Annotated in this window: 14 protein-coding genes and 1 riboswitch; of the genes, 10 read left to right on the top strand and 4 right to left on the bottom strand. The window is 68.9% G+C overall.

Translation table 11 applies throughout. The features are described 5' to 3' along the window. The first annotated feature begins 56 nt into the window (after positions 1-56). The 7 genes from ftsH (at position 57) to KIK09_RS10130 (ending at position 5,747) form a co-directional block, all read left to right on the top strand. Complete coding sequence (ftsH, locus tag KIK09_RS10160; protein WP_214318479.1) at positions 57-2,051, top strand: ATP-dependent zinc metalloprotease FtsH; 1,995 nt, start codon at positions 57-59, stop codon at positions 2,049-2,051. Continuing rightward, positions 2,048-2,626 carry a GTP cyclohydrolase I FolE gene (gene folE, locus KIK09_RS10155; RefSeq protein ID WP_214318478.1) on the top strand — a complete coding sequence of 193 codons (579 nt, stop codon included), beginning with the start codon at positions 2,048-2,050 and terminating at the stop codon, positions 2,624-2,626. Before ftsH ends, folE begins: the two co-directional genes overlap by 4 nt. Positions 2,627-3,181: 555 nt before the next feature. Beyond that, on the top strand, positions 3,182-3,988 hold the full coding sequence (folP, locus tag KIK09_RS10150; protein WP_214318477.1) for a dihydropteroate synthase: 807 nt from the start codon (positions 3,182-3,184) through the stop codon (positions 3,986-3,988). Beyond that, positions 3,985-4,431 carry a nuclear transport factor 2 family protein gene (locus tag KIK09_RS10145; protein ID WP_214318476.1) on the top strand — a complete coding sequence of 149 codons (447 nt, stop codon included), beginning with the start codon at positions 3,985-3,987 and terminating at the stop codon, positions 4,429-4,431. The genes folP and KIK09_RS10145 overlap by 4 nt, the downstream gene beginning before the upstream one ends. Next, entirely contained in the window at positions 4,421-4,786 is a 366-nt protein-coding gene (folB, locus tag KIK09_RS10140; protein ID WP_372455633.1) for a dihydroneopterin aldolase, read from the top strand. Before KIK09_RS10145 ends, folB begins: the two co-directional genes overlap by 11 nt. Continuing rightward, positions 4,783-5,286, top strand: coding sequence for a 2-amino-4-hydroxy-6-hydroxymethyldihydropteridine diphosphokinase (folK, locus tag KIK09_RS10135; protein ID WP_214318474.1), 504 nt, complete (start codon positions 4,783-4,785; stop codon positions 5,284-5,286). Before folB ends, folK begins: the two co-directional genes overlap by 4 nt. Next, positions 5,283-5,747 (top strand): DUF3180 domain-containing protein, encoded by a 465-nt coding sequence (locus KIK09_RS10130; protein WP_214318473.1) that lies wholly within the window; start codon positions 5,283-5,285, stop codon positions 5,745-5,747. Before folK ends, KIK09_RS10130 begins: the two co-directional genes overlap by 4 nt. Before the next feature lie 6 nt (positions 5,748-5,753). On the opposite strand, the gene KIK09_RS10125 is transcribed toward KIK09_RS10130, so the two are convergent. Both KIK09_RS10125 and KIK09_RS10120 read right to left on the bottom strand, forming a co-directional pair. Then, positions 5,754-6,839 carry an acyltransferase family protein gene (locus KIK09_RS10125; protein ID WP_214318472.1) on the bottom strand — a complete coding sequence of 362 codons (1,086 nt, stop codon included), beginning with the start codon at positions 6,837-6,839 and terminating at the stop codon, positions 5,754-5,756. After that, complete coding sequence (locus tag KIK09_RS10120) at positions 6,836-7,981, bottom strand: NADH-quinone oxidoreductase subunit D (RefSeq protein ID WP_214318471.1); 1,146 nt, start codon at positions 7,979-7,981, stop codon at positions 6,836-6,838. The genes KIK09_RS10125 and KIK09_RS10120 overlap by 4 nt, the downstream gene beginning before the upstream one ends. Positions 7,982-8,026: 45 nt before the next feature. On the opposite strand from KIK09_RS10120, the gene KIK09_RS10115 reads away from it, so the two are divergent. Further along, positions 8,027-8,920 (top strand): DoxX family protein, encoded by an 894-nt coding sequence (locus tag KIK09_RS10115; protein WP_308164007.1) that lies wholly within the window; start codon positions 8,027-8,029, stop codon positions 8,918-8,920. Here KIK09_RS10115 and KIK09_RS10110 read toward each other — a convergent pair. Next, positions 8,917-10,194 (bottom strand): aminotransferase class V-fold PLP-dependent enzyme, encoded by a 1,278-nt coding sequence (locus tag KIK09_RS10110; protein ID WP_250573013.1) that lies wholly within the window; start codon positions 10,192-10,194, stop codon positions 8,917-8,919. The genes KIK09_RS10115 and KIK09_RS10110 overlap by 4 nt on opposite strands. A 52-nt stretch (positions 10,195-10,246) precedes the next feature. Then, a riboswitch (SAM riboswitch) is annotated at positions 10,247-10,362 on the bottom strand. Positions 10,363-10,466: 104 nt separating this feature from the next. Here KIK09_RS10110 and KIK09_RS10105 point away from each other — a divergent pair. Both KIK09_RS10105 and KIK09_RS10100 read left to right on the top strand, forming a co-directional pair. Beyond that, entirely contained in the window at positions 10,467-11,201 is a 735-nt protein-coding gene (locus KIK09_RS10105) for a TerC family protein (protein ID WP_214318468.1), read from the top strand. After that, positions 11,198-12,376: a cytochrome P450 gene (locus KIK09_RS10100; protein ID WP_214318467.1), complete on the top strand. Its 1,179-nt coding sequence runs from the start codon at positions 11,198-11,200 to the stop codon at positions 12,374-12,376. Before KIK09_RS10105 ends, KIK09_RS10100 begins: the two co-directional genes overlap by 4 nt. Here the strand turns inward: KIK09_RS10100 and KIK09_RS10095 are convergent. Continuing rightward, entirely contained in the window at positions 12,366-12,716 is a 351-nt protein-coding gene (locus KIK09_RS10095) for an ATP-binding protein (protein ID WP_214318466.1), read from the bottom strand. The genes KIK09_RS10100 and KIK09_RS10095 overlap by 11 nt on opposite strands. Between the last annotated feature and the right edge of the window lie 24 nt (positions 12,717-12,740).

Here is a 12,740-nt window from a genome sequence, read left to right as displayed (position 1 = left end):
CCGGGGTTCCAGGCCTTGGTCAGGAAGGGACGGGCCCGCAAGGGGTTCCGCATCGGATGGATCTCAAGCGATTTACACGTGGGCCACTGCTGTGGATCCTGGGCATCGTCGTGCTGCTCCTGCTCGTCACCCAATTGTGGAGCGGCGGGGGCAACTTCAAGCAGGCCGACACGTCCACGGTCCTCGCCCAGATTCAGACGGGTAACTTCACCAACGCGAAGATCGTTGACAAGGATCAACGCATCGAGCTGACGCTGAAGAACCCGATTTCGGTCAAGCCAGGCGACACCCCGACCAAGCTGATCCAGTCCGACTGGGTCGCTGGTTACGGCGCCAAGCTCACCGACGAGCTGCAGAGTCAGGTCCAGGCGGACAAGACCAAGAGCTTCACCACCGAGGTGCCGCAGGAGAACTTCCTGGTCAGCATCCTGGTGAGCTTCCTGCCGATCGTCATCATCGTGCTGATCTTCCTGTTCATCATGAACCAGATGCAGGGCGGCGGCAGCCGGGTGATGAACTTCGGCAAGTCCAAGGCGAAGCTGATCACCAAGGACACCCCCAAGACCACGTTCGCCGACGTCGCCGGCGCGGACGAGGCCATCGAGGAGCTCCAGGAGATCAAGGAGTTCCTGCAGGCCCCGGCCAAGTTCCAGGCCATCGGCGCCAAGATCCCCAAGGGCGTCCTGCTGTACGGCCCGCCCGGCACCGGCAAGACCCTGCTCGCCCGCGCGGTCGCGGGTGAGGCGGGCGTGCCCTTCTACTCGATCTCCGGTTCCGACTTCGTCGAGATGTTCGTCGGTGTCGGCGCCTCACGAGTGCGCGACCTGTTCGAGCAGGCCAAGGCGAACGCCCCCGCGATCATCTTCATCGACGAGATCGACGCCGTCGGCCGCCACCGCGGCGCCGGCCTGGGCGGCGGTCACGACGAGCGCGAGCAGACGCTGAACCAGCTGCTCGTCGAGATGGACGGCTTCGACGTCAAGGGCGGCGTGATCCTCATCGCCGCGACGAACCGGCCCGACATCCTCGACCCGGCGCTGCTGCGTCCCGGCCGATTCGACCGCCAGGTCACCGTCGACCGGCCCGACCTCGAGGGCCGCAAGGGCATCCTGCGCGTCCACGGTCGGGGCAAGCCGTTCGCGCCCGAGGTCGACCTGGACGTCATCGCCCGCCGTACCCCCGGGTTCACGGGTGCCGACCTGGCCAACGTGATCAACGAGGCGGCGCTGCTCACCGCGCGCAACGACCAGAAGCTGATCTCGATGGACCTCCTCGAGGAGTCGATCGACCGCGTCATGGCAGGACCCGAGCGCAAGTCGCGGGTCATGTCCGACAAGGAGAAGAAGATGATCGCCTACCACGAGGGCGGTCACGCGCTCGTGGCGCACGCGCTGCCCAACAGCGACCCCGTGCACAAGATCACGATCCTCTCCCGCGGCCGCGCCCTGGGTTACACCATGACGCTGCCGATGGAGGACAAGTTCCTGGCCACCAGGTCGGAGATGATGGACCAGCTCGCGATGCTGCTCGGTGGCCGCGCGGCGGAGGAGCTCGTCTTCCACGAGCCCACCACCGGCGCCTCCAACGACATCGAGAAGGCCACGTCTGTCGCCCGCCGCATGGTCGTCGAGTACGGCATGAGCGAGCAGCTCGGCGCCCGCAAGTTCGGCAGCGGGACGGCGGAAGTGTTCCTGGGCCGCGAGATGGGTCACGAGCGTGACTACTCCGAGAAGATCGCCTCCACGATCGACGAGGAAGTCCGCCGGATGATCGAGACGGCGCACGACCAGGCGTGGGACATCCTGGTCGAATACCGCGACGTGCTCGACAACCTGGTGCTCCACCTCATGGACAAGGAGACGCTCTCCCGCGAGCAGGTGCTCGACATCTTCTCGCCGGTGGTCGTCAAGGAGCACCGCCCGTCCTACGCGGGTTACGGCAAGCGCCTCCCCTCCGACCGTCCGCCCATCCTGACCCCCAAGGAGCAGTCCGCCAACGGCGCGCTGACCGCGGGGCGCCAGGACGCCCTCCCGTCCGGAGACGGTGCGTGAAACAGCACGACTTTGACCTTGGCCGGATCGAGAAGGCCGTCCGCGAGATCCTCTACGCCATCGGCGAGGATCCCGACCGCGACGGCCTGCTCGACACCCCTTCTCGCGTGGCACGCGCCTACGCCGAGCAGTTCTCCGGCCTCGGTCAGACCCCCGAAGACGTCCTGACCAAGGTCTTCGACGTCGACCACGACGAGATGGTGCTGGTGCGCGACATCGAGGTCTACTCGACGTGCGAGCACCACCTCGTCCCGTTCCACGGCATGGCCCACGTCGGCTACATCCCCAACGACAAGGGCCAGGTCACGGGCCTGTCCAAGCTGGCCCGCCTGGTGGACGTCTACGCCCGCAGGCCGCAGGTGCAGGAGCGCATGACGTCGCAGATCGCCGACGCCCTGATGCGCGTGCTCGAGCCGCGCGGGGTGATCGTGGTGATCGAGTGTGAGCACCTGTGCATGACGATGCGCGGGGTCCGCAAGCCTGGCGCCAAGACCGTCACCTCGGCGGTCCGCGGCGACTTCCGCCACAGCGACAAGACCCGCGCCGAGGCGATGGCGCTGATCCTCGGCCGATAGATCTTTCCAGCCTTCTGTTTTACGGCGGGCCGCCGCGCTCTTTTGGGGTGTTCTGGTACGGCGAGCCGCCCCTGCGCCAATTGCCGCACTTCGGCCGGCCTCTGTCCAGGGAGACGCTTCTCCGGTGACGCGGGGTTTCGCGCCGTTACGACGCGCGGAACCCCGGTCCCATGGCCGGGGTTCTCCGCCGTACAGGGCGCCGACTTCCGCCGACCCACATCCCGCCACCCCGGCGCCTGGATAACCCCCGGGACCCGGGCCTGGACAGCCCTGAGGGAGCCGAGGGCCGTGGGACGTGCATTCCGGGCGCCGTGGCGGCGGGGAAGTGGCATCGACTCGCCGGAAGCGCCGGGCGCGGGCCCTCAGCGCACGACGGCGGGGCGGCCGGTGGCGGCGGCCTTGCCGTACAAGATCGACCTGTTCTGTACGGGTTTGCTCCTGTTCTGTATGGGTTTGTTATCGCAAGTGGGGGGCCAGCGGATGAGCGGCTACATGACACCGCCTAGGCTTGAGCGCATGGGTGTGCCGGGACCGAATGTGGACCGGTGCCTCGTCATGGGTGTGGTCAATGTGACGCCGGACTCCTTCTCCGACGGAGGGCTCTGGACCGACGAGGCAACGGCGATCCGGCATGGCCTCGATCTGGTCGCGGAAGGCGCCGACCTGGTCGACGTAGGCGGCGAGTCGACCCGTCCCGGCGCGACCAGGGTCTCGCTGGAGGAGGAGCTGCGCCGCGTCGTCCCGGTGATCAGAGGGCTGAGCGCCGAGGGTGTGACGGTCTCCGTCGACACGATGCGCGCCGAGGTCGCCAGGGCCGCGGTCGAGGCGGGCGCGCAGCTGGTGAACGACGTCAGCGGCGGCCTGGCCGACCCCGGCATGGCCGACCTGGTGGCCGCGACGGGCGTGCCGTACGTGGTGATGCACTGGCGGGGCCACAGTGACTCGATGGACTCCCTGGCGGTCTACACCGACGTGGTCAGCGAGGTCCGCGAGGAGCTGTCCAGGCGGGTGGAGTCGCTGCTGGCCGCGGGCGTGACCGAAGGGCAGATCGTGCTCGACCCCGGGCTCGGCTTCGCCAAGCAGCCCGCGCACCGCCACGACTGGGCGCTGCTCGCGGGCATGGACAAGCTGCTGGCGCTGGGCTATCCCCTGATGATCGGAGCCTCGCGCAAGCGGTTCCTGGGCACGCTGCTGCCCGAAGAAGACGGCTCGCCGCGCCCCGCGGTCGAGCGTGACGACGCCACCGTGGCCGTGACCGCCCTGGCCGCGCAGGCGGGGGCCTGGTGCGTGCGGGTGCACGCGGTCAAGCCGAACGCCGACGCGGTTCGCGTGGCCGCCGCATGGAAGAGGGCTAACGCATGAGCGTCGACACGGCCGCGATCGAGACGGTCAACCAGTCCTTCTACACGGCGATCGAGGAAGCCGATCTCGACAGGATGACCGAGGTCTGGGCCGATGACGGGGTCGACGGCCAGGTCAGTTGCGTGCATCCCGGGTGGGCCCTGCTGACGGGCCGCTCGGAGGTGCTCAGGTCGTGGGCGCTGATCATGGCGAACACGACCTACATCCAGTTCGTTCTCACCGACGTCAACACCACCGTCCTGGGTGACGTGGCGGTGCTGACCTGCGTGGAGAACATCCTGACGGCCGGCGAGGAGGGCGATGCCAGCTTCGCCGCCGGCAAGGTGGTGGCCAGCAACGTCTACGTCCGCACCGGCAACGGCTGGCGGCTGTGGATGCATCACGGCTCACCGGTCTTGCAGGATGAGGAGGGCGAGGAGGAGGAAGGCGAGCTTGAGGCTTGATCGCATCACCCTGAAGGGCCTGCGGGCCCGTGGGCGCCACGGCGTCCTCGCCGCGGAGCGCGAGCTCGGCCAGGAGTTCGTGGTGGACGCGACGCTGTTCGTCGACACCGCGCCCGCCGCCGCGGGCGACGACCTCGCCAAGACCGTGCATTACGGCGAGCTGGCCCAGGACCTGGTCAAGGTGGTGGAGGGGGAGCCGGTCGACCTGATCGAGACGCTCGCCCAGCGCCTGGCCGACGTCTGCCTGGCCCACGAGCTCGTCTCGAGAGTGGAGATCAGCGTGCACAAACCGGCGGCGCCCATCCCGCTGCCGTTCGACGACGTGATCGTGACAATCGAGCGGAGCCGCGCATGAAGGCCGTCATCGCGCTGGGCAGCAACCTGGGGCGCCGTTTCGACACCCTGCAGGGGGCCGTGGACGCGTTGTTCGACGCGCCCGGGCTGGAGTTCGTGGCGGTCTCACCCGTCTACGAGACCGACCCTGTGGGCGGTCCCGAGGGGCAGAAGCCGTATCTGAACGCCGTCGTGATCGCCGAGACCAAGCTGCAGCCGAGCATGCTGCTCGAACGCGCGCAGAGCGTGGAGAACGCCTTCGGGCGGGTCCGCGAGGAGCGCTGGGGTCCGCGCACGCTCGACGTCGACCTGATCGTGATGGGCGACACCGTGTGCGACGACCCGGTGCTGACGCTGCCGCATCCGCGCGTGCACGAGCGCGCCTTCGTGCTGGTGCCGTGGGCTCAGGTGGATCCCGACGCGGAGGTGCCCGGCCACGGTTCGGCATCCGCCCTGCTGGCGGGTCTCGACCAGAGCGGCGTACGGCTGCGCCCCGACCTGACTCTGCAGGTGCCGGATTGAGGCCTACCAAACCCGGGGTCCTGGTCGGTCTCGTCATCGTCGTCGCGCTGCTGACCTGGATCGTGGTCAAGCAGTTCTACTCCGAGCTGCCGGTGCTGCCGTGGACCGCGATCCCGACCGTGCTGCTGCTCGCCGTGGGCGAGTTCTACAGCGCGTGGATGACCAAGGCGCGCATCGCCCGCAAGCCCGGCACCAAGCCCGTCGAGCCGCTCGCGGTGGCCCGCCTGGCGGCCCTGGCCAAGGCCTCGGCGTACGCGGGCGCCGTCTTCGCCGGGATCTTCGCCGGTTTCGCCATCTTCGACGTCCAGCTCTTCACCCATGAGGTCCCCCGCGGCGAGTTCTTCATCGCGGCGGGCTCCTTCCTCGCCTTCGTCATCCTCATCGCCGCCGCCCTCTACCTCGAACACGCCTGCAAAATCCCCAAAACCCCCGACGACCTCAAAGCCCGAGGCACCGACTGAGCGGTTTCAGCGCTTGGGCTGGACGTTCTCCACGTTCTTGCGGCGCCTGCCGTACAGGTAGATGACGGGGAGAGTGCAGATCAGGGGGGCGAGGATGGCGATGGGGCGTTCGAGCCACCAGCTGAGGTCCGGGGGGACCTTCGCGCCGAGGCTGCCGAGGAGCCACCAACCCAGGCCCAGGGCGATGGCCATGCCGGTGGTGTGGAAGAGGAACAGCGGCAGGGCGTAACGGTTGATGGTCTCGTTGACGCGTTTCCAGCCGGGGCGCTCCAGGACCCGTTCCATGGACGGGCGCAGCACCTCGACCAGGCCGATCTGGAAGATGAGCAGGGCCACGATGACGAACGTGGGCGGCGCCATGTTGGACCACTTGTCGCCGGGCACCCCGACCATCGAGCCCGGATAGATGCCCGAGTAGACCAGCCCGAACAGCGCGAACAGGCCCGTCCACAGGATGCCCACGTCGTAGCGGCGGGGCAGGATCACGATCCGGTCGTAGAAGAACCCGGCCTGGTGCGCCAGCCCCCACACGATGATCATGTTCAGCCAGCCCGCCCACTCCACGCCGTAGCGGAAGCGGAGCACGTCGACCACCAGCGCGGCGCCGCCCAGCCAGATCAGGGCGAGCACGTCGAAGCGCCGGTGCATCCACAGCGACACCGGCAGCAGCGCGATCAGCACCAGGTAGACGCCGAGGAACCACAGCGGGCTGAGCACCAGCAGCACCACCCGCCACATCCAGTCCACGTGGAACACGGCGGTCACGATCGCGCCGATGGCCACCCACACCGCGGAAAGGCCCAGGGCAGGGATGGACAGCGCCCTGATCCGCCGCCAGACGAACGCCCCGAGCCCCTGGCCGCGGGCCTGCGCGCGTTCCCAGGACAGCAGGTGGACGTGCCCGCCCACGTAGAAGAACAGCGGCAGCACCTGCAGCAGCCAGGTCAGGATCCACAGGCCCGAGGTGAAGCCCAGCGGGCTGGTCGGCTCGGGGCCCGACGGGGTCCACTGCAGGATCGTGAACGCCCAGTGCCACACCACCACCACGATCAGGCTGATGGCGCGCAACCAGTCGACGTACTTGTCTCTCACTTGTCGATGTCACCCACGACGAAGAACATCGAGCCGAGGATGGCGATCATGTCGGCGACCAGATGTCCTGGCAGCACCTCGCGCAGCACCTGGATGTTGCTGTAGGAGGCCGAGCGCAGCTTGAGCCGCCACGGCGTCTTGTCGCCCTTGGAGACCAGGTAGTAGCCGTTGATGCCGAGCGGGTTCTCCGTCCAGGCGTAGGTGTGGCCCTCCGGCACCTTGAGCACCTTGGGCAGGCGCTGGTTGATCGGCCCCGGCGGCAGCGAGCGGAGCTTGTCCACGCAGGCGTCGGCCAGGTCGAGGGAGACCTTCAGCTGGTCGAACAGCACCTCGAAGCGGGAGTGGCAGTCGCCGGCGCTGCGGGTGACGACCTTCACGGGCAGCTCGGGGTAGGCCAGGTACGGCTGGTCGCGGCGCAGGTCGAAGTCGATCCCGGAGGCGCGGGCGACCGGGCCGCTCACGCCGTATTGCAGGATCTTCTCCTGGTCGAGGACGCCGACGCCCCTGGTGCGGGCCAGGAAGATCTCGTTGTTGAGTATGAGGTTCTCGATGTCGGGGACCTTGCGGCGGGTCACGGCGACCGCCTCGGTGACGCGGTCGAGCCAGCCGTAGGGCAGGTCCTCCTTCAGCCCGCCGACGCGGTTGAACATGAAGTGCATGCGGCCGCCGGAGATCTCCTCCATGACGGCCTGGATGCGTTCGCGCTCGTCGAAGGCGTAGAAGACGGGGGTGATCGCGCCCAGCTCGAGCGGGTAGCTGCCGAGGAACATCAGGTGGCTGAGCACCCGGTTGAGCTCGGCAAGCAGCGTGCGCGCCCATACGGCCCTGACGGGCACCTCCATGCCCAGCAGGCGCTCGGCGGCCAGCACCACGCCGAGCTCGTTGGCGAAGCCCGCCAGCCAGTCGTGCCGGTTGGCCAGCATGATGACCTGGCGGTAGTCGCGGACCTCGAACAGCTTCTCCGCGCCCCTGTGCATGTAGCCGATGATCGGCTCGGCCGTGGCGATCCGTTCGCCGTCGAGGGTGAGCCTGAGCCTCAGCACGCCGTGGGTGGACGGGTGCTGCGGGCCGATGTTGAGGATCATGTCCTCGGTGGCCAGCTCCTTGGCGCCGGCGCCTATCCCGACCACGCGTTCCGTCATACGGCCCATGCTGCCACCGCGCTAGGCGTTGATCCAGCTCGGGTGATGGTCAAGGAACGGTATGCAGGCGCATCCCATGAATCGGACAGGGGAGAAATAGGAGGAACGGGGGGAGAAAACACCATGAAGCGGATTCCATTTGACATCGCAGCACTGATCGCGAGGGTGACGCTCGGCGTGATCTTTCTGGCTCACGGCCTGGTGCACTGGCAGATCGGGTTCACGCCCCTCGGTCGGCTGTTCGCCACGACCGGAATGCCCTTGCCCCAGCTCGCCGCCACATACACCATGCTTGCGGAGATCGTCGGGGGCTTCCTGCTGATCGTCGGTCTGCTGGTACGGCTGGCCGCGCTGGCCCTCCTGGTCGTGTGGATCGGCGCGATCGTCTTCGTCCACGCCCCGCACGGCATCTTCGTCACCAACAACGGCTGGGAACTGGTCGCGTCGTTCGGGGCGAGCATGCTGCTGTTCATGGCGCTGGGAGGCGGTCGGTTCGGCATCGACGGCATCATCAACACCTCCTACAAGCGGCGTGGCGCCGCCAAGGAGGCCGAGCGCGAGATGGCCGCCCACGCTCCAGCCGCGACCCCGCCCACGTCCGAGGCACCCGCACCCGCGGCGCCCACCACCGAGGCTCCCACGCCTACGGGGACGCCCACAGCCGAAGCGCCCACAGCGGAGGCCCCCAGAGCGGAGGCCCCCACAGCCGAGGCGCCCACGGCTGAGATGCCCCGGCCGGAGACACCCGCAGCGGAGGCGCCCACTTCCGAGAAGCCCGCTGCCGAGGCGCCCGGGAAGCACGAGGTGCCCCAGCAGGCAGGGGACACCACACAGCAGGCCGACGTGCCCAAGCAGCCGAGCGGCCCGCGCTCGAGCGACGAGGAGATGCGGAACATCGACGCCCTGGTCTCCGACAAGAACAAGCCGGAGAACACCTAGCGGCAGGCGAGGTCGTGGACTGCCTCGACGAGGCGGTCCACGTGCTCCTGCGTGGTGCCGATGCCGATGGAGGCGCGCACGGCGGAAGCCGTACCGTCCTCGCAGCCGCCGTCGGCGGTGCCGAGCAGGTGGCGGACGAACGGGTGCGCGCAGAACTTGCCGTCGCGCACGCCGATGCCGTACTCGCCCGACAGGGCCTCGGCCACCTCGCGCGCCGAGTAGCCCTCGACCGTGAACGACACGATGCCCACGCGGGGGTGGTCGGGTCCCCACAGCGACAGCTCGCGCACGCCGGGGATGGCGGCCAGCCCGGCGCGCAGCCGGGAGATCAGGCGCTCCTCCTCGCGCACCAGCTCCGTCCAGCCGGTGGCGGTCAGCGCGTCGCACGCGGCGGCCAGCGCGATCGCGCCCAGCACGTTCGGCGTGCCTGCCTCGTGCCGCGGCTCGGCGTCCTCGTGCCACTCGGTCGTCTCGTCGACCGACTTCACCGCGCCGCCGCCCTTGAGGTACGGCTCGCCGTCCGAGAGCCAGTCGCGGCGGCCCACCAGGACCCCGGCGCCGAAGGGGGCGTAGAGCTTGTGGCCGGAGAAGGCGACGTAGTCCAGGTCGAGCGCGGTCAGGTTGAGCCTGCGGTGCGGCACGAGCTGGGCGGCGTCGACGAGGATGCGGGCGCCGTGCCGGTGGGCGATGTGGGCGAGCGCCGCGATGGGCCACAGCTCGCCGGTGACGTTGGAGGCGGCGGTCACCACGAGCAGCTTGGGGCCGTCGATCGCGGCCAGGGCCTCGTCGGCAGCGCGGACCGCCTCGCCGGGGAACGCGGGCGGCGCCAGCCGTACGGCCTGCGGCCAGGGCAGCAGTGAGGCGTGGTGCTCGGTGTCGAAGACGACCACGGTGGTGCCCTGGGGGAGGCAGCCGGCCAGCAGGTTCGTGGCGTCGGTGGTGTTGCGGGTGAAGATGACCGCGTCGTCGGGGCGGGCGCCGACGAAGGCCCGCACGGTGTGGCGGGCCTGCTCGTAGCGGGCGGTGGTGAGCTGGGAGGCGTAGCCCGCGCCGCGGTGCACGCTGGAGTAGGCCGGGAGCGCGGCGGTGACGGCCTCGCTGACCGGCACCAGACAGGGCGCGCTGGCGGCGTAGTCGAGGTTGGCGTAGGAGACCAGCTTGCCGCCCTTGACCGGGACCTCCAGGTCGGCGCCGAGCACGGCGGGGATCGAGCGGGCCTGCCTGGCGGGCGCCTCGGCGGCGGCCTGGACGGGCACGGAGTTGAAGATCGTCAGCGTGGACACAGCACTTCCCCTCGGGTCATCGGACCCCAGGAAGCACCCACGGAGCCCGCGCTTGCCCGCCACCCGTTGTGGCGGACCAGGTCTTCACCCGGGGCACCCCGCCGCGGACGCGAGGGTTGCCGGCCAGCTAGCCGGGGCTTGTCGCTGGCACTCATGACCTACGAGGGGAACTATAACCGACACTTGGCCACCAATCGCAAGCCCGCGAACTTCTGCGCCGGTTGGCTCGTTGGAACCGGGAAACCGTGCGTGGAGGTGTGCAGATGCTGGACTGGGTGGCCGACCCTCAGATCTGGATCGGGTTTTTCACCCTGGTCGCCCTGGAGATCGTGCTGGGCATAGACAACATCATCTTCATCTCCATCCTGGCGGGGAAACTCCCGGAATCGCAGCGCGACAAGGCCCGCATCATGGGCCTCGGCGCGGCGCTCATCAGCCGGCTGCTCCTGCTGCTGGCGCTCGCGTGGGTGGTGAAACTCACAGCGCCGCTGTTCGAGGTGTTCGGGCACGAGATCTCGGGGCGGGATCTGATCCTGCTGCTCGGTGGCCTGTTCCTGCTGGCCAAGAGCGTCACCGAGATCGGCCACAGCATGGAGCTGAAGGAGCAGGACGGCAAGACCCGCGCGGTCACCTCGTTCACCTCGGTGATCCTGCAGATCATGGTGCTCGACGTCGTCTTCTCGCTCGACTCGGTGATCACCGCCGTCGGCATGGTCGACCAGCTCGGCGTGATGGTCGCTGCGGTGATCGTGGCGGTGCTGGTGATGCTGTTCGCCTCCGGGCCGATCGCCCGCTTCGTGGACCGGCACCCGAGCATCAAGATGCTGGCACTGGCCTTCCTGGTGCTGATCGGGGTCGTGCTCATCGCCGAAGGGCTGGGGCAGCACGTGTCCAAGGGCTACATCTACTTCGCGATGGCGTTCTCACTGGTCGTGGAGCTGCTGAACATCCGGATGCGGAGCAGGCACAACAGAGCCGAACCTAAGATGCATTCGTGAGCTTTGATCCGTGGAATCCGGATTTCGTGGCATGGCCCTATGACGCCCTCGCCGAGCTGAGGCGTGAGAAGGCCGTCCACTACTTCGAACCCAGCAACCAGTGGCTGATCCCCCGCCACGCCGACGTCAACGCGCTGCTCAGGGACAGGCGGCTGGGCCGCGACTACCTGCACGTGGCCACCCACGAGGAGTTCGGCAGGCAGCCCGAGCCCGACTTCCTCGAGCCGTTCTGGCGGATGAGCAGGGCGGGCATGCTGGAGGTCGAGCCGCCCGAGCACACCAGGCTGCGCCGCCTGGTGTCCAGGGCGTTCACCCCGCGCATGGTCGAGTCCATGCGCCCCCGGGTCCAGACGATCGTGGCCGGGCTGGTCGACGCCTTCGTCGAGAAGGGCGGCGGCGACCTCATTGCCGAGGTCGCCGAGCCGCTGCCGGTCACGGTCATCGCCGAGATGCTGGGCGTGCCCGAGTCCGACCGGCACCTGCTGCGGCCCTGGTCGGCCGACATCTGCGGGATGTACGAGCTCAACCCCTCGCTCGAGGCCCAGCACACGGCCGCCCGCGCGGCGACCGAGTTCATGGACTACCTCAAGGACCTGGCCAGGACCTCCACCGGCGACAACCTGGTCACGGCGCTCGCCCAGATCGACGAGCTCACCGAGGACGAGCTGGCCGGCACCTGCATCCTGCTGCTCAACGCCGGCCACGAGGCCACCGTGAACGTCACAGGCAACGGCTGGTGGGCGCTGTTCAGGAACCCCGCCGAGCTGGCCAGGCTGCGCGCCGACCACTCCCTGCTGCCCACGGCCATCGAGGAGCTGATGCGCTTCGACACGCCGCTGCAGCTGTTCGAGCGCTGGGTGCTGGAGGACATCGAGGTCGACGGCGTCCGGATCCCGCGCGGATCCGAGGTGGCGCTGCTGTTCGGCTCGGCCAACCACGACCCGGACGCCTTTGCCGACCCCGACAGGCTCGACCTCGGCCGGGTGGACAACCCGCACATCTCCTTCGGCGCGGGCATCCACTTCTGCCTGGGCGCGCCGCTGGCCAGGATCGAGCTGACGGAGTCGTACGGCGCGCTGCTCGCCAAGGCGCCCAAGCTGGAGCTGGTCCGCGAGCCCGAATGGAAGCCGGGATACATCATCCGCGGCCTGGAGGCGCTCGAGGTCACCGTGTGATCTCGGCGCTGTAGGTGGTTCCCGCGCCGACCACGGTGTTGGAACGCATCCTGCCCCACGGCCCGCTGGCCTCCTCCCGGCCCGGCGCGACGCCGGATCCGTCGTGGCTCACGGTCACCCGGACCGACCTGGCGCTCGCGGTGATCGCGACCGAGAGCGTCCGCACGTGGGCGGCACGTGCGGTGCGGTCGAGGATCTCGCTGAGCAGCTCGCGCAGCGCGTCGCCGACGGAGAGGGGGAGGTCGGCTTCGGGCAGCGCCCAGATCTCCAGCCGCACGCCGGTCTGGGTGGACCATTCCGTGAGCTGATCGCATGGGCCCGGGAGGAGACGGGTCTTCATGTCTCCCATTGCAGCCTGGAACGG

Source organism: Nonomuraea sediminis, from assembly GCF_018531495.1.
In the GTDB taxonomy this organism is placed as follows: Bacteria; Actinomycetota; Actinomycetes; order Streptosporangiales; family Streptosporangiaceae; genus Nonomuraea; species Nonomuraea sediminis.
Note: the sequence above shows the minus strand (reverse complement) of the source record. Positions and strands in the feature narration are given on the sequence as shown.